The following is a 17,970-nucleotide window of genomic DNA, read 5'->3' as shown; positions in this document are numbered from 1 at the left end:
TGGGCCCGTCGCACCCCCTCTTCGCAGTACACCTGCTGCTCCAAAAGATAAGGACACTCCTGTGGCACAAGACGTGCTCACGGACCTGAGCAAGGTCCGCAACATCGGCATCATGGCGCACATCGATGCCGGCAAGACCACGACGACCGAGCGCATCCTGTTCTACACGGGCGTCAACCACAAGCTCGGCGAAACGCACGACGGTGCGTCGACCACCGACTGGATGGAGCAGGAGAAGGAGCGCGGCATCACGATCACGTCTGCCGCCGTGACCTGCTTCTGGAACAAGAACCAGATCAACATCATCGACACCCCCGGTCACGTGGACTTCACGGTCGAGGTGGAGCGTTCGCTCCGCGTCCTCGACGGTGCGGTCGCCGTGTTCGACGGCAAGGAGGGCGTCGAGCCCCAGTCCGAGACCGTGTGGCGTCAGGCCGACAAGTACAACGTGCCCCGCATCTGCTTCGTCAACAAGATGGACAAGCTCGGCGCGGACTTCTACTTCACGGTCGACACGATCATCAACCGCCTCGGCGCCAAGCCGCTGGTGCTGCAGCTCCCGATCGGTGCCGAGAACGACTTCGTCGGCGTCATCGACCTCGTCGAGATGCGTGCTCTGGTGTGGCCCGGCGATGCCAAGGGTGACGTGACCATGGGCGCCTCCTACGAGGTGCAGGAGATCCCGGCCGACCTCAAGGACAAGGCCGAGGACTACCGCCAGCAGCTGCTGGAGACGGTCGCCGAGACCGACGAGGAGCTTCTCGAGAAGTTCTTCGGCGGCGAGGAGCTCACCGTCGCGGAGATCAAGGGCGCCATCCGCAAGATGGTCGTCGCCAGCGAGATCTACCCGGTCCTCTGCGGCTCCGCCTTCAAGAACCGCGGTGTGCAGCCGATGCTGGACGCCGTCGTCGACTACCTCCCGTCCCCGCTGGACGTGCCCGCCATCGAGGCGCACGACCCGAAGGACGAGGAGAAGATCATCGAGCGTCACCCCGACGCGAAGGACCCGTTCGCGGCCCTGGCCTTCAAGGTCGCCGTGCACCCGTTCTTCGGTCGTCTGACGTACGTGCGCGTCTACTCGGGCGAGCTCGAGTCGGGCGCCCAGGTCATCAACTCGACCAAGGGCAAGAAGGAGCGCATCGGGAAGATCTTCCAGATGCACGCCAACAAGGAGAACCCGGTCGACAAGCTGACCGCCGGCAACATCTACGCCGTCATCGGCCTGAAGGACACCACCACCGGTGACACCCTCGCCGACATCGCGCAGCCGGTCGTCCTCGAGTCGATGACGTTCCCGGAGCCGGTGATCGAGGTCGCGATCGAGCCGAAGACCAAGGCCGACCAGGAGAAGCTGGGTCTCGCGATCCAGAAGCTCGCTGAGGAGGACCCGACCTTCCGTACGGAGCTCAACCCGGAGACCGGTCAGACGACCATCAAGGGCATGGGCGAGCTGCACCTCGACATCCTCGTGGACCGCATGAAGCGCGAGTTCCGCGTCGAGGCGAACGTCGGCAAGCCGCAGGTCGCGTACCGCGAGACGATCCGCAAGGCCGTCGAGAAGCACGACTACACGCACAAGAAGCAGACCGGTGGATCGGGCCAGTTCGCCAAGATCCAGTTCAACATCGAGCCGCTCGAGCTCGACGGCGAGAAGACGTACGAGTTCGTGAACGCGGTCACCGGTGGCCGCATCCCGCGCGAGTACATCGGCTCGATCGACGCCGGTTTCCAGGACGCCATGAACGTCGGTGTCCTCGCGGGCTACCCGATGGTGGGCGTCAAGGCGACCATCGTCGATGGTGCGGCGCACGACGTCGACTCCTCGGAGATGGCGTTCAAGATCGCGGGCTCCATGGGCTTCAAGGAGGCCGCGCGTCGTGCCAACCCCGTGCTGCTCGAGCCGCTGATGGCCGTCGAGGTCCGTACTCCGGAGGAGTACATGGGCGACGTCATCGGCGACCTGAACTCGCGTCGTGGCCAGATCCAGTCGATGGAGGACGCCGCCGGCGTCAAGGTCGTGCGCGCCGCGGTGCCGCTGTCCGAGATGTTCGGCTACATCGGCGACCTGCGCTCGAAGACCTCGGGCCGTGCCGTCTACTCCATGGAGTTCGACAGCTACGCCGAGGTCCCGCGCGCGGTGGCCGACGAGATCGTCCAGAAGGCCAAGGGCGAGTAATCGCTCTTCTGGGAGCCCTGGGTGCTGAGCAAGTCAAAGCACCCGGGGTTCCCAGGTCACCTACAACTTCACATTCCCTCTCTACTAAACTGAGAACCTAACCCGTAGAGAACCGGTCGCAAACCAGTGCCCGGCACCTCTACAACGACGTCCTGAGGAGGACCCAGTGGCTAAGGCCAAGTTCGAGCGGACCAAGCCGCACGTCAACATCGGAACGATCGGTCACGTCGACCACGGCAAGACCACGCTCTCCGCAGCGATCTCGAAGGTGCTTGCTGACAAGTACCCGTCCGACACGAACGTGCAGCGCGACTTCGCTTCCATCGACTCGGCGCCGGAAGAGCGCCAGCGCGGTATCACGATTAACATCTCGCACATCGAGTACGAGACCCCGAAGCGCCACTACGCCCACGTTGACGCCCCCGGCCACGCCGACTACGTCAAGAACATGATCACGGGTGCGGCGCAGATGGACGGCGCGATCCTCGTCGTCGCGGCCACCGACGGCCCGATGGCGCAGACGCGCGAGCACGTTCTGCTCGCCAAGCAGGTCGGCGTCCCCTACCTGCTCGTCGCGCTGAACAAGTCCGACGCGGTCGACGACGAGGAGATCCTGGAGCTCGTCGAGCTCGAGGTTCGCGAGCTGCTCTCGAGCCAGGGCTTCGACGGCGACAACGCTCCCGTCGTCCGTGTCTCCGCTCTCAAGGCCCTCGAGGGCGACGAGAAGTGGGTCGACGCGATCCTCGAGCTCATGCAGGCTGTCGACGACAGCGTTCCGGACCCGGAGCGTGACCGTGACAAGCCGTTCCTCATGCCCGTCGAGGACGTCTTCACGATCACCGGTCGTGGCACCGTCGTCACGGGTCGTGCCGAGCGTGGCACCCTGGCCATCAACTCCGAGGTCGAGATCGTGGGTCTGCGCCCGACGCAGAAGACGACCGTCACCGGTATCGAGATGTTCCACAAGCAGCTCGACGAGGCATGGGCCGGCGAGAACTGTGGTCTGCTCCTCCGCGGCACCAAGCGCGAGGACGTGGAGCGCGGCCAGGTCATCGTGAAGCCGGGTTCGGTCACGCCGCACACCAACTTCGAGGGCACGGCCTACATCCTGTCCAAGGACGAGGGTGGCCGCCACAACCCCTTCTACACGAACTACCGTCCGCAGTTCTACTTCCGCACCACGGACGTCACCGGCGTCATCTCGCTGCCCGAGGGCACCGAGATGGTCATGCCCGGCGACACCACCGACATGACGGTCGAGCTGATCCAGCCGATCGCCATGGAGGAGGGCCTCGGCTTCGCCATCCGTGAGGGTGGTCGTACGGTCGGCGCCGGTACGGTGACGAAGATCATCAAGTAAGCAACCGCTTCCTCGCAGAGGGGTCGAGCCTTCGGGCTCGACCCCTCTGTCGTTTCCGGATCGAGGGTTCCGTCGCCCGGTTCCGCCCGGCACAATGAGGTGTCCGGCGCGATCGTCGGAAGCACGCACCTCCGAAGGGGATTCACATGGGTATCGAGGACGCCGTCAACAAGGGCAAGGACCTGTACGAGCAGAACAAGGACAAGCTGGCCGAAGCGGTCAAGAGCGAGCAGGCCGAGGACATCAGCGACAAGGTGCTCGACGGCGTCGCCGACTTCGCGAAGAAGATCGCACCCGGTGCCGCCGAGAAGATCGATGAGATCCGCGAGAGCGCCGACAAGAGCGTGGGCAACGAGTAGATCCCGACATCTCCGTGGAGAGCGGCGGTCCCGAGAGGGGGCCGCCGCTCTTCCGTGTCGAGGGGACGCACGGCGCCCTCGGATGTGGCGGATTCTCGAAGACATCGAGTAGGATCGTGTCGACCGCCTGGGGATCTTGCGGTCGGGGTGCCGAAGGGGTTCGGCTCCCGAATCACGCGGGTTCATCCGCGTTCACACTGGGGAAAGCGATCTTGGGGATCATCGTGCGACGCGCGCACTCTCTGCGCCTGAGCGTCTCCCCGCCCGCGCGGCGGGTCTTCCGCCGCGCCCTCGGTCGAGGCATCCGGCGTCCCTTCACGCTGGATTCCTCGCGTTCGGTGTGCCCCCTCGCACCGGACGCCCTCCCCAAGCGGGGCGAGGCATGGGGATGCCTCGCCCCGCGCTCCTCCGCGGGCTGAGGCGCCCGGGAAGAGGCGTTCACTGGGAGTCCGGTGAGCGCGACACGCCCGGGTTTGCAGAAGTGAAATCCGTCGTGGCAGAATAGACAGGTTCGATATTCCGTCGCCGCTATGCGTGCGCCGGATCACTGCCAGGGCAGTGCATAGACGGCGCCTCCTCCGGGAGGCTGCAGGGTTCTAGGCCGCGGGCAGCAGGACACAATCCCGACACCTTCATCATCGAGGGCACTGCCGTGCGCGGCGGGCGTCGGGCATCCGTCACCTTCGGGTGTGCGGCTGACAGCAGAACAGTGGTGCAGCCTCTTCGACAGGCTCCCTGACCGCGAGGTCGAGAGCCGGAGAAGACGAGTGCCGAGGCGCGAACAGCGCCGACGTGCGTCCAATGCCCCAAGGCCACCCGGTCTCGGACGGTAAGACGCTTAAAGAGAGAGAGCAGACAATGGCGGGACAGAAGATCCGCATTCGCCTGAAGTCGTATGACCACGAGGTCATCGACACGTCCGCACGCAAGATCGTCGACACCGTGACCCGTGCGGGCGCGACCGTCGTCGGACCCGTGCCCCTTCCGACCGAGAAGAACGTCGTGTGCGTCATCCGGTCGCCCCACAAGTACAAGGACAGCCGCGAGCACTTCGAGATGCGCACCCACAAGCGCCTGATCGACATCGTCGACCCGACGCCCAAGGCTGTCGACTCGCTGATGCGTCTCGACCTTCCGGCCGACGTCAACATCGAGATCAAGCTCTGAGGTCCGCCATGGTTGACATCAACTCCAAGGTTTCCAAGGGCATGCTCGGCACCAAGCTCGGCATGACCCAGGTCTGGAACGAGAACGGCAAGCTCGTTCCCGTCACCGTCATCGAGCTCGCGCCGAACGTGGTCACCCAGATCCGTACCCCCGAGAAGGACGGCTACAACGCCGTGCAGATCGCGTACGGCCAGATCGACCCCCGCAAGGTGAACAAGCCCCTCTCGGCTCACTTCGAGGCTGCCGGCGTCACGCCGCGTCGTCACGTGACCGAGGTCCGCACGGCCGACGCCGCCGACTACACCCTGGGCCAGGAGCTCACGGTGGACGGCACGTTCGAGGCCGGCCAGCTCGTCGACGTCGTCGGCACGAGCAAGGGCAAGGGCACCGCCGGTGTCATGAAGCGCCACAACTTCAAGGGCGTCTCGGCATCGCACGGTGCACACCGCAACCACCGCAAGCCCGGCTCCATCGGCGCATCGTCGACCCCGAGCCGCGTCTTCAAGGGCATGCGCATGGCCGGCCGTATGGGTGGCGAGCGCGTGACCGTCCTCAACCTCACGGTGCACGCCATCGACATCGAGAAGGGACTCATGCTCGTCAAGGGCGCCGTCCCCGGTGCTCGCGGCCGCATCGTCTACGTCCGCAACGCAGTGAAGGGTGCCTGATCATGGCTGACTCCACTCTCGCGCTCGACGTCCTCAAGGCAGACGGCAAGAAGGCAGGCTCCGTCGAGCTTCCCGCCGCGCTGTTCGACGTCAAGACGAACATCCCGCTCATCCACCAGGTCGTCGTCGCGCAGCTCGCGGCGGCTCGCCAGGGCACGCACTCGACCAAGCGTCGTGGCGAGGTCTCGGGCGCCGGCCGCAAGCCCTTCAAGCAGAAGGGCACGGGTAACGCCCGTCAGGGCTCGATCCGCGCGCCGCACATGACCGGCGGTGGCATCGTGCACGGCCCGAAGCCGCGCGACTACTCGCAGCGCACCCCCAAGAAGATGATCGCTGCCGCCCTCCTGGGTGCGCTCAGCGACCGCTTCCGCGGTGACCGTCTGCACGCGATCGACACCTTCGGCACCGACGGCGCGCCGTCGACCAAGGCCGCCGCGGGCTTCCTCGCCCAGGTCGCCACGTCGAAGAACGTCCTCGTGGTCATCGAGCGCGGCGACGAGCTCGCGCTCAAGAGCATCCGCAACCTCGGCCACGTCCACGTGCTGACGTTCGACCAGCTCAACGCCTACGACGTTCTCGTCTCCGACGACATCGTCTTCACCCAGGCCGCGCTCGAGGGCTTCATCGCCTCCAAGTCCGGCGCCAACCAGGAGGTCTCCGCATGAGCGAGCAGGCATCTGTTCTCCAGACGGCCCTGAACAAGGACCCGCGCGACATCATCCTGAAGCCGGTCGTGTCCGAGAAGAGCTACGGCCTGATCGACGAGGGCAAGTACACCTTCCTCGTCGACCCGCGCGCTTCGAAGACCGAGATCAAGCTCGCCATCGAGAAGATCTTCGGCGTCAAGGTCGCGTCCGTCAACACGATCAACCGCGTCGGCAAGGCCCGTCGCACCCGCTTCGGCACCGGTAAGCGCAAGGACACCAAGCGCGCCATCGTGAGCCTGAAGTCGGGCACCATCGACATCTTCACGGCAATCGGCTGATCCGGGGGATAAGGACAATCATGGCTATTCGCAAGTACAAGCCCACGACCCCGGGCCGTCGCGGCTCGTCGGTGGCTGACTTCGCCGAGATCACCCGATCGACGCCGGAGAAGTCGCTGCTGCGCCCGATCTCGAAGACCGGTGGTCGCAACAACCAGGGCCGCATCACGACCCGTCACATCGGTGGTGGCCACAAGCGCCAGTACCGCGTCATCGACTTCCGTCGCAATGACAAGGACGGCGTGAACGCCAAGGTCGCTCACATCGAGTACGACCCCAACCGCACCGCGCGCATCGCGCTGCTGCACTACTTCGACGGCGAGAAGCGCTACATCCTCGCGCCGGCGAAGCTGAAGCAGGGCGACATCGTCGAGTCGGGCCCCGCGGCGGACATCAAGCCGGGAAACAACCTCCCGCTGAAGAACATCCCCACGGGTACCGTCATCCACGCCATCGAGCTCCGCCCCGGCGGCGGCGCGAAGATGGCGCGCTCGGCCGGTGCGTCGGTCCGCCTCGTCGCCAAGGACGGCCCCTACGCCCAGCTGCGTCTGCCCTCCGGTGAGATCCGCAACGTCGATGCGCGCTGCCGCGCGACCATCGGCGAGGTCGGCAACGCCGAGCAGTCGAACATCAACTGGGGCAAGGCCGGCCGCATGCGCTGGAAGGGCGTCCGCCCGACCGTCCGCGGTGTCGCGATGAACCCGGTCGACCACCCGCACGGTGGTGGTGAGGGCAAGACGTCCGGTGGACGTCACCCCGTCTCCCCGTGGGGTCAGGCCGAGGGCCGCACCCGCCACGCCAACAAGGAAAGCGACAAGTACATCGTGCGTCGTCGCAACGCCGGCAAGAAGCGCAAGTAGGAGTAAGAGAAGATGCCTCGCAGTCTCAAGAAGGGCCCCTTCGTCGACGAGCACCTGCTTCGCAAGGTGGTCGTGCAGAACGAAGCCGGCACGAAGAACGTCATCAAGACCTGGTCCCGCCGGTCCATGATCATCCCGGCCATGCTGGGTCACACGATCGCGGTCCACGACGGTCGCAAGCACATCCCCGTGTTTGTCTCCGAGACCATGGTCGGTCACAAGCTGGGCGAGTTCGCGCCCACCCGCACCTTCCGCGGCCACGAGAAGGACGACAAGAAGGGCCGCCGCCGCTGACGCGGTGGCGATAGAGGAGAGAGAAATGGTGGAGTCCATCGCACGCGTGCGACACATCCGCGTGACCCCTCAGAAGGCTCGTCGTGTCGTCGCGCTCATCAAGGGCAAGCAGGCCCAGGAGGCTCTGGCGATCCTGAAGTTCGCTCAGCAGTCCGCCAGTGAGCCGATCTACAAGCTTGTCGCGTCGGCCATGGCCAACGCGCAGGTCAAGGCGGATCGTGACGGCGAGTACCTCGACGAGCAGGACCTGTACGTGAAGAACGCGTACGTGGACGAGGGCACGACGCTCAAGCGTTTCCAGCCCCGTGCACAGGGTCGCGCTTTCCAGATCAAGAAGCGCACGAGCCACATCACGGTCGTGCTCTCGACGCCGGAGGCGGCTCCTGCTGCGGCCGGCGACAGCAACAAGAAGGCGAGCAAGTAATGGGACAGAAGGTCAACCCGTACGGCTTCCGCCTCGGCATCACCACGGACCACGTGTCGCGCTGGTTCTCCGACTCGACGAAGCCGGGTCAGCGTTACGCCGACTACGTGGCCGAGGACATCAAGATCCGTCGCCTGCTGCAGACGCAGCTCGACCGTGCCGGCGTCTCGAACATCGAGATCGAGCGCACCCGTGACCGCGTCCGCGTCGACATCCACACCGCCCGCCCGGGCATCGTGATCGGTCGTCGTGGTGCAGAGGCCGAGCGCATCCGCGGCGACCTCGAGAAGCTCACGGGCAAGCAGATCCAGCTGAACATCCTCGAGGTCAAGAACCCCGAGGCCGACGCCCAGCTGGTCGCCCAGGGCATCGCCGAGCAGCTCTCGGCTCGTGTGGCGTTCCGCCGCGCGATGCGCAAGGGTCTGCAGGGCGCGCAGCGCGCCGGCGCCAAGGGCATCCGCATCCAGGTCTCGGGCCGTCTCGGCGGCGCCGAGATGAGCCGGTCGGAGTTCTACCGCGAGGGTCGTGTGCCGCTGCACACGCTGCGCGCGAACATCGACTACGGCTTCTACGAGGCCAAGACCACCTTCGGCCGCATCGGCGTGAAGGTGTGGATCTACAAGGGCGACCTCACCGCCAAGGAGCTCGCGCGCGAGCAGGCCAACGCGCCGAAGTCGCGCCGTGACGACCGTGGTGACCGCCGCCGTGCCCCGCGCAACGAGGCACCTGTTGCAGAAGGAGCTTCGGCATAATGCTCATCCCCCGTAAGGTCAAGTACCGCAAGCAGCACCACCCGGGGCGCTCGGGTCAGGCCACCGGCGGCACGAAGGTCTCCTTCGGCGAGTTCGGCATCCAGGCCCTCACCCCCGCGTACGTGACGAACCGTCAGATCGAGTCCGCTCGTATCGCGATGACCCGTCACATCAAGCGTGGCGGCAAGGTGTGGATCAACATCTACCCGGACCGTCCGCTCACGAAGAAGCCTGCCGAGACCCGCATGGGTTCCGGTAAGGGTTCCCCCGAGTGGTGGGTCGCCAACGTCAAGCCGGGCCGCGTCCTCTTCGAGGTCGCGGGTGTCGACGAGCAGCTCGCTCGCGAGGCACTGACCCGTGCAATCCACAAGCTGCCGCTCAAGGCACGCATCATCAAGCGCGAGGAGGGCGACGCGTAATGGCGATCGGCACCAAGGAGCTCGCTCCGGCAGAGCTCGACACGTTCGAAGACCAGCGCCTCGTTGAGGAGCTGCGCAAGGCCAAGGAGGAGCTGTTCAACCTCCGTTTCCAGTCGGCCACCGGCCAGCTGGAGAGCCACGGCCGCATCCGCGCCGTCAAGCGCGACATCGCGCGCCTCTACACGGTGATCCGCGAGCGCGAGCTGGGCATCCGTGCGACGCCCGCTCCGGTCGAGGCTCCCGCGAAGAAGGCGACCAAGTCGAAGGCGAAGAAGGCGGACGCCGCCGAGGACGCCCCGAAGGAAGAGGCTGAGTGATGGCCACCAAGAAGGAAGCCGCCGTCGAGGCTGAGCACGCCGCTCACGACGTGCGCGACGCCGACGCCCGCGGGTACCGCAAGGCCCGTCGTGGCTATGTCGTCAGCGACAAGATGGACAAGACGATCGTCGTCGAGGTCGAGGACCGCGTGAAGCACCCGCTTTACGGCAAGGTCATCCGCCGCACGTCGAAGGTCAAGGCGCACGATGAGGCGAACTCCGCCGGCATCGGCGACCTGGTCCTGATCAACGAGACCCGCCCGCTGAGCGCCACCAAGCGCTGGCGTCTGGTGGAGATTCTGGAGAAGGCCAAGTGATTCAGCAGGAGTCCCGTCTCAAGGTCGCCGACAACACCGGCGCCAAGGAGCTGCTCGCGATCCGCGTCCTCGGTGGCTCGCGCCGCCGGTACGCCGGTCTGGGCGACACCATCGTCGCGACCGTCAAGGACGCGATCCCCGGTGGCAACGTCAAGAAGGGCGACGTCGTCAAGGCGGTCATCGTCCGCACCAAGAAGGAGACCCGTCGTCCCGACGGCTCCTACATCAAGTTCGACGAGAACGCCGCCGTCATCCTGAAGAACGACGGGGAGCCCCGCGGCACCCGTATCTTCGGGCCGGTCGGCCGTGAGCTTCGCGACAAGAAGTTCATGAAGATCGTCTCGCTGGCACCGGAGGTCATCTGATCATGGCGAAGATCAAGAAGGGCGACCTGGTTCAGGTCATCTCGGGCGCCAAGCCCGAGCGTGGTGGCGACCGCGGCAAGCAGGGCAAGGTCCTCGACGTCCTCGTCGAGCAGAACCGTGTCGTCGTCGAAGGCGTCAACTACGTCACCAAGCACACGCGCGTCGGTCAGACGCAGCGTGGCACGAAGACGGGTGGCCTCGAGACCGTCGAGGCCCCCATCCACATCTCGAACGTCGCACTCGTCGACCCCTCGACCAAGAAGCCGACCAAGGTCGGCCACCGGGTCGAGGAGCAGACCAAGGACGGCGTGAAGCGCACCGTCCGCGTGCGCTTCGCGAAGAAGAGCGGTAAGGACCTCTGATGGCAACGACCGACGCTGCGGTGGCTGGCAAGATCCAGCCCCGCCTGAAGGCGAAGTACAACGCCGAGATCAAGAAGGCTCTGCAGGACGAGTTCGGCTACGAGAACGTCATGCAGATCCCCGGCCTGGTCAAGGTCGTCGTGAACACCGGTGTCGGCGAGGCTGCTCGCGACAGCAAGGTGATCGATGGTGCGGTCGACGACCTCACCAAGATCACCGGCCAGAAGCCGATCGTCACCAAGGCCCGCAAGTCCATCGCGCAGTTCAAGCTGCGTGAGGGCCAGGCCATCGGTGCGCACGTCACCCTCCGTGGCGACCGTGCGTGGGAGTTCGTGGACCGCCTGGTCTCGCTCGCGCTGCCCCGCATCCGCGACTTCCGCGGTCTGTCGGCCAAGCAGTTCGACGGCAACGGCAACTACACCTTCGGTCTCCAGGAGCAGAGCGTGTTCCACGAGATCGATCAGGACAAGATCGACCGCGTCCGTGGTTTCGACATCACCGTCGTGACCTCGGCGAAGACGGACGACGAGGGCCGGGCACTGCTCCGTCACCTCGGCTTCCCGTTCCGCGCGGACGACGCCCAGGCGTGACCCTTCGACGGGCTCAGTGGTCTCGTGTCACTGAGCCCGTCGATGTGCACGTACAATTGAAGATTGCGTGCTCATCGCAGGCCGTCTGTCGTGTAACGGCAGCCGGAACCTCATGAACGAAAGTAGACAACAATGACAATGACAGACCCGGTCGCAGACATGCTGACCCGTCTGCGCAACGCGAACTCGGCGCACCACGACACCGTGACGCTGCCGTCGAGCAAGCTCAAGACGCACATCGCAGAGATCCTCCAGCAGGAGGGCTACATCGCCGGTTGGGAGACCTCCGACGCGCGCGTGGGCAAGAACCTCACGCTGACGCTGAAGTACGGCCCGAACCGCGAGCGCTCGATCGCGGGCATCAAGCGCGTGTCGAAGCCCGGCCTCCGCGTGTACGCGAAGTCGACCGAGATCCCCACGGTCCTCGGCGGCCTCGGCGTGGCCATCCTGTCCACCTCCTCCGGTCTCCTCACGGACCGCCAGGCTGAGCAGAAGGGCGTGGGCGGAGAAGTTCTCGCCTACGTGTGGTAATCCGAAATGTCGCGTATTGGACGACTTCCCATCGACGTTCCCGCGGGCGTGACCGTTTCGGTCGACGGCCGTGAGGTCGCGGTGAAGGGCCCCAAGGGTGAGCTCACCCTCACGGTGGCCAGCCCCATCGAGGTGTCGGTCGAGGAGAACCAGGTTCTCGTCACCCGCCCCGACGACGAGCGCGAGTCGCGGTCGCTTCACGGCCTGACCCGCACGCTCATCAACAACAACATCATCGGCGTGACCCAGGGCTACACCAAGGGTCTGGAGGTCGTCGGCACCGGTTACCGCGTGCAGCAGAAGGGCAACTCGGTCGAGTTCGCCCTCGGCTTCTCGCACCCGGTCCTGGTCGACCCGCCCGCCGGCATCACGCTCACGGTCGAGGGCACGAACAAGCTCACCGTTAGCGGGATCGACAAGCAGGCCGTCGGTGAGGCGGCTGCGAACATCCGCAAGATCCGCAAGCCCGAGCCGTACAAGGGCAAGGGTGTGCGCTACGCCGGCGAGGTCGTGCGTCGCAAGGCCGGAAAGGCTGGTAAGTAACCATGGCTGTGAAGTCGAAGTCCGACGCCCGCGCGCGTCGTCACGCCCGTCTTCGCAAGAAGATCGTGGGCACCGAGGTGCGTCCGCGCCTCGTCGTCAACCGTTCGGCGCGTCACGTCTTCGTGCAGCTCGTCGACGACAGCAAGGGCCACACGGTCGCCTCGGCCTCGACGCTCGAGACCGACCTGCGTTCGCTGGATGGCGACAAGACCGCCAAGGCCCGCAAGGTCGGCGAGCTCCTCGCCGAGCGTGCGAAGGCCGCAGGCGTTTCCGAGGCAGTGTTCGACCGTGGCGGCAACCGCTACGCGGGTCGTGTCGCCGCCATCGCCGACGGCGCCCGTGAAGGGGGTCTGGCACTGTGAGTGACAACAAGGAGAACGAAGTGACCGAAGCGGCTGCTGCCACTTCCGAGACGGCCGCCGGCACCGCGCAGGCTGAGCCCACTCGCGACCAGCGGGACGGCCGCCGCGGCGGACGTGACCGCAACCAGGGCGGCCGCGACCGCAACTCGCGCGACCGCGGCGACAACCAGTTCCTGGAGCGCGTCGTCACCATCAACCGCGTCTCGAAGGTCGTGAAGGGTGGTCGTCGCTTCAGCTTCACCGCTCTCGTGGTCGTCGGCGATGGCAACGGTCTGGTGGGCGTCGGCTACGGCAAGGCCCGTGAGGTCCCCCTGGCGATCTCGAAGGGTGTCGAAGAGGCGAAGCGCAACTTCTTCCGCGTCCCGCGCGTCGGCAGCACCATCCCGCACCCCGTGCAGGGTGAGTCGGCCGCCGGTGTGGTGCTCCTGCGCCCCGCCGCCGCCGGTACCGGTGTCATCGCCGGTGGTCCGGTCCGCGCCGTGCTCGAGTGCGCCGGCATCCACGACGTGCTGTCCAAGTCGCTCGGCTCGTCGAACACGATCAACATCGTGCACGCGACGGTCACCGCCCTGAAGGAGCTCGAGGAGCCCCGCGCCGTCGCCGCACGTCGTGGTCTCGAGTTCGACCAGGTCGCCCCGGCCCGGCTCGTCCGCGCCGAGGCCATCGCCGCACAGAAGGTAGGTGCCTGATGGCCGCGCGACTCAAGGTCACGCAGATCAAGTCCAAGGTGAGCGAGAAGCAGAACCAGCGCGACACGCTGCGCAGCCTCGGTCTCAAGCGGATCGGTGACACCACCGTCCGCCCCGACGACGCGCAGACGCGCGGCTACGTCAAGACCGTCGCCCACCTCGTCAAGGTTGAGGAGATCGACTAATGGCTGAGAAGAACGAGGCCGTCGAGGCCGAGAAGGCCACCAAGAAGGCGGCGGCTCCCAAGGCCGACGCCGCCAAGAAGCCCGCCGCGAAGAAGGCACCGGCCAAGACCGCTGCCGCCGACGCCAAGGCCGACGGCTCCGCCAAGGCTGCGCCGAAGAAGGACGCCCCGGCGTCCCGCCCCGGTGTGCTGAAGGTCCACCACCTGCGTCCCGTCCCCGGCTCCAACACCGCGAAGACCCGTGTCGGTCGCGGTGAGGGCTCGAAGGGCAAGACGGCCGGTCGCGGCACGAAGGGCACCAAGGCCCGCAACACCGTGCGCGTCGGCTTCGAGGGTGGCCAGATGCCGCTGCACATGCGCACGCCGAAGCTGCGCGGCTTCAAGAACCCGTTCCGCGTCGAGTACCAGGTCGTGAACCTGGAGAAGCTCGCGGAGCTCTACCCCCAGGGTGGCGACGTCACCGTGAGCGACCTGGTCGCCAAGGGTGCGGTTCGCAAGAACGAGAAGGTCAAGGTTCTCGGAGGCGGCGACATCGCCGTGAAGCTCACCGTCGCGGTCGACAAGGTCTCGGGTTCTGCCGAGCAGAAGATCGTGGCTGCGGGCGGATCCGTCAAGTAACCACTGCGGAAGAGGGGTCGGAGATTCTCCGGCCCCTCTTCTGGTTCGGCGGGGGAGAAGCCGACCGCTCGCATTCCCCGGACCTCGGAGTGGGTTACCCTGGTGTTTCAGCCGCCCCTCGAGGGTTCGGCCACCTTTTCAGGAGGAACGTTCTTGTTTAGCGCCATCGCGCGGATCTTCCGCACGCCCGACCTGCGTCGGAAGATCGGTTTCACTCTCGCGATCATCGCGATCTACCGTCTGGGCTCGAACGTCCCTGCGCCGTTCGTCAACTTCCCGAACGTCGAGCAGTGTCTCGCTGCCAACGCCGGCACCGAGGGCCTGCTCGGACTCGTCAACCTCTTCTCCGGCGGCGCGCTGCTGCAGTTGTCGATCTTCGCGCTCGGCGTCATGCCGTACATCACCGCGACGATCATCACGCAGCTCCTGCGCGTCGTCATCCCGCACTTCGAGGCCCTGCACAAGGAAGGCCAGGCCGGACAGGCCAAGCTGACCCAGTACACGCGGTACCTCACGATCGCCCTCGCGCTCCTGCAGTCGACGACACTCGTCACTGTGGCCCGTACAGGCCAGCTCTTCGGCACGACCGACATCGGGGCGTGCACACAGCTCCTCACGAACGACGTGTGGTGGGCGCAGGTGCTCATCATCATGGCGATGACGGCCGGCACCGGTCTGATCATGTGGTTCGCCGAGCTCGTCACGGAGCGGGGCATCGGCAACGGCATGTCTCTGCTGATCTTCACCTCGATCGCTGCGACCTTCCCCGGCGCGATGTCGATCATCTGGCAGACCCGCGGCTTCGAGGTGTTCCTCCTCGTGCTGCTCGTCGGCATCATCGTGATGGGGCTCGTGGTCTTCGTCGAGCAGTCGCAGCGGCGCATTCCCGTGCAGTACGCGAAGCGCATGGTGGGCCGCCGCACGTACGGTGGGACGAACACGTACATCCCGATCAAGGTCAACATGGCGGGCGTGATCCCGGTCATCTTCGCCTCGTCGCTGCTGTACATCCCGGCGCTCATCGCGCAGTTCAACACCCCGCAGGACGGCTCCACGCCGCCCGCGTGGGTCAGCTGGATCAGCGCGAACTTCACCACCGGCAACAGCCCGATCTACATGGCGGCGTACTTCCTGCTGATCATCGGGTTCACCTACTTCTACGTCGCGATCACGTTCAACCCGGTCGAGGTCGCCGACAACATGAAGAAGTACGGCGGCTTCATCCCCGGGATCCGGGCCGGCCGTCCGACCGCGGAGTACCTGGACTACGTGCTCACCCGCATCACGCTCCCCGGTTCCCTCTACCTGGGTCTGATCGCCCTCATCCCGTTGATCGCCCTCGCCACGGTCGGCGCCAACCAGAACTTCCCGTTCGGTGGCGCGTCGATCCTCATCATCGTCGGCGTGGGTCTCGAGACGGTCAAGCAGATCGATGCCCAGCTGCAGCAGCGACACTACGAAGGACTTCTCCGATGACGGTTCGACAGGCTCACCGACCCACTGCCCGTTTGCTCATCGTCGGCCCCCAGGGTTCCGGCAAGGGCACGCAGGGTGTGCGCATCGCCGAGTCCTACGGGATCCCCGTCGTCTCGACCGGCGACATCTTCCGCGCGAACATCAAGGAGGGGACGGCTCTCGGCCAGCAGGTCACGGCGATCCTCGACAAGGGCGACCTCGTGCCGGACGAGTTGACGAGCGAGATCGTGCGCGACCGGCTGAGCCAGGACGACGCGCAGAACGGCTTCCTCCTCGACGGCTACCCCCGCAACACCGCTCAGGTCGCGCACCTGGACGCGTTCCTCGAAGGACGCGGCGAGGCGCTGGACGCGGTGATCCTCCTCGACGTCCCGCGCGAGGAGAGCATCGCCCGCCTCGCGCTCCGGGCCGCCGAGCAGGGGCGTTCCGACGACACGGACGAGGCCATCGCGCACCGACTCGACATCTACGAGAAGGAGACGGCGCCGATCATCGAGGTCTACAGCAGCCGCGGCATCGTCGACCGCATCGACGGTGTGGGCTCCCTCGAGGAGATCACGGAGCGCATCTCCGCCGCCCTGGCCGCTCGTGGGCTGCGTTCCACCACGTCCGCCGTCTGAGATGTTCCGGCGCTCGATCTACAAGACCCCGGCTCAGCTGCGAGCCATGGTCGAACCCGGCCTCATCACCGCCGAAGCCCTCGATGGCGTCCGGGCCCTCATCAAGCCGGGGGTGAAGACGATCGAGCTCGACGCCGCCGCGAACCGCGCCATCCTGCAGCGGGGGGCGGAGTCGAACTTCCAGCTCGTCAAGGGGTACCACCACACGATCTGCGTCTCGGTCAACGAGCAGGTCGTGCACGGCATCCCGGGGGAGCGGGTCCTCCAGCCCGGCGACATCGTCTCGGTGGACTGCGGCGCCCAATTCGAGGGCTGGAACGGTGACAGTGCGATCACGGTCGTCGTCCCCGATCCCGAGCGCCCCGAGCTCGTCGCGCGCCGCGAGGAGCTCTCCCGCGTGACCGAGGGGTCCATGTGGGCGGGGATCGCCGCGATGGCCACGGCCTCGTCGATCGACGAGATCGGCGCCGCCATCCAGGACTACATCGAAGCGCAGGGGCCGTCCGCCGTGAGCGGTGAGCCCTACGGGATCCTCCGCGAGTACGTCGGACACGGCATCGGGCGGAAGATGCACGAGGCCCCCAGCGTCTTCAACTACCGGACGCCCGACCGCGGCGCGGACGTGAAGCCCGGGCTCGTGCTCGCCATCGAGCCCATGGTCACCGCCGGCGGCGAGGCGACGTTCGTGGAGGATGACGACTGGACCGTCACGACGGTCGACGGCACTGACGGCTCACATTGGGAACATAGCGTCGCCCTGCATGATGGGGGCATCTGGGTGCTCACCGCGCCCGATGGTGGAAGAGCCGGACTCGCCCCGTTCGGGGTCGAGCCTCGAGAGATCGGAAAGTAATGGCAGCGGCGAAGAGCAACACCAACTGGTTCGCGATCGGCGTCTCCATCGCCGTCGTCGTGGTCCTGGTGGCCCTCGGCGGACTCGTGGTGTTCCTCAACAACCAGGCGACCTCTCCCGGCGCCACCCCGACCGCTAACGAGAACTTCGACGCCGAGGCCGGCTCCATCTCCATGGGTGACGGCGACACGACGGTGTCGGTCTTCCTCGACTTCCAGTGCCCGGTCTGCAAGTCCTTCGAGGACCAGTTCGGCGCCGCCCTCGAGGCCAAGGCGCAGAGCGGCGAGATCACCCTCGAGCAGCACCCCATCGCGATCCTGGACCGCTTCTCGCAGGGCACCGAGTTCTCCTCCCGTTCGGCCGGTGCCGCGTTCTGCGTCGCCGAGTCGGACTCCGACCTCTACTTCGACTACGCGAAGGTCCTGTTCGAGAACCAGCCGGCGGAGAACACCCCCGGCCTCACGAACGAACAGCTCGCCGAGTTCGCCACCCAGATCGGCGCGGGCGACGACGTCGTGTCCTGCATCACGGACGAGACGTACCGCAAGTTCGGTGCCGCGCAGGCGAAGGCCAACGACATCCAGGGCACGCCGACCGTCGAGATCGACGGCGAGCGGCTCGACCTCCAGAACCAGGAAGACATGAAGCGGTTCACCGACCTGCTCGGCTGAGACCCGCT

General features: G+C 66.2%; 27 protein-coding genes. All 27 read left to right on the top strand.

What is annotated here, in order from left to right:
- Positions 1–61: 61 nt before the first annotated feature.
- The 27 genes from fusA (at position 62) to KZC57_RS06570 (ending at position 17,962) form a co-directional block, all read left to right on the top strand.
- Complete coding sequence (fusA, locus tag KZC57_RS06700; protein WP_025102411.1) at positions 62–2,176, top strand: elongation factor G; 2,115 nt, start codon at positions 62–64, stop codon at positions 2,174–2,176.
- 166 nt (positions 2,177–2,342) lie between these two features.
- Positions 2,343–3,536, top strand: a complete 1,194-nt coding sequence (tuf, locus tag KZC57_RS06695) for an elongation factor Tu (protein WP_025102410.1) — start codon at positions 2,343–2,345, stop codon at positions 3,534–3,536.
- Between the two features lie 146 nt (positions 3,537–3,682).
- Positions 3,683–3,895 (top strand): hypothetical protein, encoded by a 213-nt coding sequence (locus KZC57_RS06690; RefSeq protein WP_025102409.1) that lies wholly within the window; start codon positions 3,683–3,685, stop codon positions 3,893–3,895.
- Between the two features lie 858 nt (positions 3,896–4,753).
- The gene (gene rpsJ, locus KZC57_RS06685; RefSeq protein WP_017201594.1) at positions 4,754–5,062 is read left to right on the top strand and encodes a 30S ribosomal protein S10; all 309 of its coding nucleotides are present in this window, start codon (positions 4,754–4,756) and stop codon (positions 5,060–5,062) included.
- Positions 5,063–5,070: 8 nt separating this feature from the next.
- The gene (gene rplC / locus KZC57_RS06680) at positions 5,071–5,730 is read left to right on the top strand and encodes a 50S ribosomal protein L3 (protein ID WP_025102408.1); all 660 of its coding nucleotides are present in this window, start codon (positions 5,071–5,073) and stop codon (positions 5,728–5,730) included.
- A 2-nt stretch (positions 5,731–5,732) separates the two neighbouring features.
- Positions 5,733–6,395: a 50S ribosomal protein L4 gene (gene rplD, locus KZC57_RS06675; protein WP_025102407.1), complete on the top strand. Its 663-nt coding sequence runs from the start codon at positions 5,733–5,735 to the stop codon at positions 6,393–6,395.
- Positions 6,392–6,715 (top strand): 50S ribosomal protein L23, encoded by a 324-nt coding sequence (rplW, locus tag KZC57_RS06670; protein ID WP_025102406.1) that lies wholly within the window; start codon positions 6,392–6,394, stop codon positions 6,713–6,715. Before rplD ends, rplW begins: the two co-directional genes overlap by 4 nt.
- A 20-nt stretch (positions 6,716–6,735) precedes the next feature.
- The gene (gene rplB, locus KZC57_RS06665; protein WP_025102405.1) at positions 6,736–7,575 is read left to right on the top strand and encodes a 50S ribosomal protein L2; all 840 of its coding nucleotides are present in this window, start codon (positions 6,736–6,738) and stop codon (positions 7,573–7,575) included.
- Positions 7,576–7,587: 12 nt separating this feature from the next.
- Positions 7,588–7,869, top strand: a complete 282-nt coding sequence (gene rpsS / locus KZC57_RS06660; protein ID WP_017201589.1) for a 30S ribosomal protein S19 — start codon at positions 7,588–7,590, stop codon at positions 7,867–7,869.
- Between the two features lie 25 nt (positions 7,870–7,894).
- Positions 7,895–8,293, top strand: a complete 399-nt coding sequence (rplV, locus tag KZC57_RS06655; protein ID WP_025102404.1) for a 50S ribosomal protein L22 — start codon at positions 7,895–7,897, stop codon at positions 8,291–8,293.
- Complete coding sequence (gene rpsC, locus KZC57_RS06650) at positions 8,293–9,045, top strand: 30S ribosomal protein S3 (RefSeq protein ID WP_025102403.1); 753 nt, start codon at positions 8,293–8,295, stop codon at positions 9,043–9,045. Before rplV ends, rpsC begins: the two co-directional genes overlap by 1 nt.
- Positions 9,045–9,464 carry a 50S ribosomal protein L16 gene (gene rplP / locus KZC57_RS06645; protein ID WP_025102402.1) on the top strand — a complete coding sequence of 140 codons (420 nt, stop codon included), beginning with the start codon at positions 9,045–9,047 and terminating at the stop codon, positions 9,462–9,464. Before rpsC ends, rplP begins: the two co-directional genes overlap by 1 nt.
- The gene (gene rpmC / locus KZC57_RS16390; protein WP_025102401.1) at positions 9,464–9,781 is read left to right on the top strand and encodes a 50S ribosomal protein L29; all 318 of its coding nucleotides are present in this window, start codon (positions 9,464–9,466) and stop codon (positions 9,779–9,781) included. The genes rplP and rpmC overlap by 1 nt, the downstream gene beginning before the upstream one ends.
- Positions 9,781–10,098 carry a 30S ribosomal protein S17 gene (gene rpsQ / locus KZC57_RS06635; RefSeq protein ID WP_025102400.1) on the top strand — a complete coding sequence of 106 codons (318 nt, stop codon included), beginning with the start codon at positions 9,781–9,783 and terminating at the stop codon, positions 10,096–10,098. Before rpmC ends, rpsQ begins: the two co-directional genes overlap by 1 nt.
- Positions 10,095–10,463: a 50S ribosomal protein L14 gene (gene rplN / locus KZC57_RS06630; RefSeq protein ID WP_247641311.1), complete on the top strand. Its 369-nt coding sequence runs from the start codon at positions 10,095–10,097 to the stop codon at positions 10,461–10,463. Before rpsQ ends, rplN begins: the two co-directional genes overlap by 4 nt.
- Before the next feature lie 2 nt (positions 10,464–10,465).
- Positions 10,466–10,825: a 50S ribosomal protein L24 gene (gene rplX / locus KZC57_RS06625; RefSeq protein WP_025102398.1), complete on the top strand. Its 360-nt coding sequence runs from the start codon at positions 10,466–10,468 to the stop codon at positions 10,823–10,825.
- Positions 10,825–11,415, top strand: coding sequence for a 50S ribosomal protein L5 (gene rplE / locus KZC57_RS06620; protein ID WP_025102397.1), 591 nt, complete (start codon positions 10,825–10,827; stop codon positions 11,413–11,415). Before rplX ends, rplE begins: the two co-directional genes overlap by 1 nt.
- A gap of 132 nt (positions 11,416–11,547) precedes the next feature.
- Positions 11,548–11,946: a 30S ribosomal protein S8 gene (rpsH, locus tag KZC57_RS06615; RefSeq protein ID WP_025102396.1), complete on the top strand. Its 399-nt coding sequence runs from the start codon at positions 11,548–11,550 to the stop codon at positions 11,944–11,946.
- 6 nt (positions 11,947–11,952) lie between these two features.
- Positions 11,953–12,489, top strand: coding sequence for a 50S ribosomal protein L6 (rplF, locus tag KZC57_RS06610; protein WP_025102395.1), 537 nt, complete (start codon positions 11,953–11,955; stop codon positions 12,487–12,489).
- 2 nt (positions 12,490–12,491) lie between these two features.
- On the top strand, positions 12,492–12,851 hold the full coding sequence (gene rplR, locus KZC57_RS06605; protein WP_025102394.1) for a 50S ribosomal protein L18: 360 nt from the start codon (positions 12,492–12,494) through the stop codon (positions 12,849–12,851).
- Positions 12,848–13,540, top strand: a complete 693-nt coding sequence (gene rpsE, locus KZC57_RS06600; protein ID WP_308194408.1) for a 30S ribosomal protein S5 — start codon at positions 12,848–12,850, stop codon at positions 13,538–13,540. Before rplR ends, rpsE begins: the two co-directional genes overlap by 4 nt.
- The gene (rpmD, locus tag KZC57_RS06595) at positions 13,540–13,725 is read left to right on the top strand and encodes a 50S ribosomal protein L30 (protein ID WP_017201575.1); all 186 of its coding nucleotides are present in this window, start codon (positions 13,540–13,542) and stop codon (positions 13,723–13,725) included. The genes rpsE and rpmD overlap by 1 nt, the downstream gene beginning before the upstream one ends.
- Positions 13,725–14,342 (top strand): 50S ribosomal protein L15, encoded by a 618-nt coding sequence (gene rplO, locus KZC57_RS06590; protein WP_025102392.1) that lies wholly within the window; start codon positions 13,725–13,727, stop codon positions 14,340–14,342. Before rpmD ends, rplO begins: the two co-directional genes overlap by 1 nt.
- A gap of 153 nt (positions 14,343–14,495) precedes the next feature.
- On the top strand, positions 14,496–15,818 hold the full coding sequence (gene secY / locus KZC57_RS06585) for a preprotein translocase subunit SecY (protein WP_025102391.1): 1,323 nt from the start codon (positions 14,496–14,498) through the stop codon (positions 15,816–15,818).
- On the top strand, positions 15,815–16,438 hold the full coding sequence (locus KZC57_RS06580; protein ID WP_029989083.1) for an adenylate kinase: 624 nt from the start codon (positions 15,815–15,817) through the stop codon (positions 16,436–16,438). The genes secY and KZC57_RS06580 overlap by 4 nt, the downstream gene beginning before the upstream one ends.
- 1 nt (position 16,439) lies before the next feature.
- A complete protein-coding gene (gene map / locus KZC57_RS06575) occupies positions 16,440–17,291 on the top strand; it encodes a type I methionyl aminopeptidase (RefSeq protein ID WP_217584834.1) in 852 nt (283 codons plus the stop codon).
- The gene (locus KZC57_RS06570) at positions 17,291–17,962 is read left to right on the top strand and encodes a thioredoxin domain-containing protein (protein WP_217584835.1); all 672 of its coding nucleotides are present in this window, start codon (positions 17,291–17,293) and stop codon (positions 17,960–17,962) included. Before map ends, KZC57_RS06570 begins: the two co-directional genes overlap by 1 nt.
- Positions 17,963–17,970: the final 8 nt, after the last annotated feature.

The sequence above is a fragment of the Microbacterium sp. KSW4-4 genome (genome assembly GCF_023091185.1).
Lineage (GTDB): Bacteria > Actinomycetota > Actinomycetes > Actinomycetales > Microbacteriaceae > Microbacterium > Microbacterium paraoxydans.
Note: the sequence above shows the minus strand (reverse complement) of the source record. Positions and strands in the feature narration are given on the sequence as shown.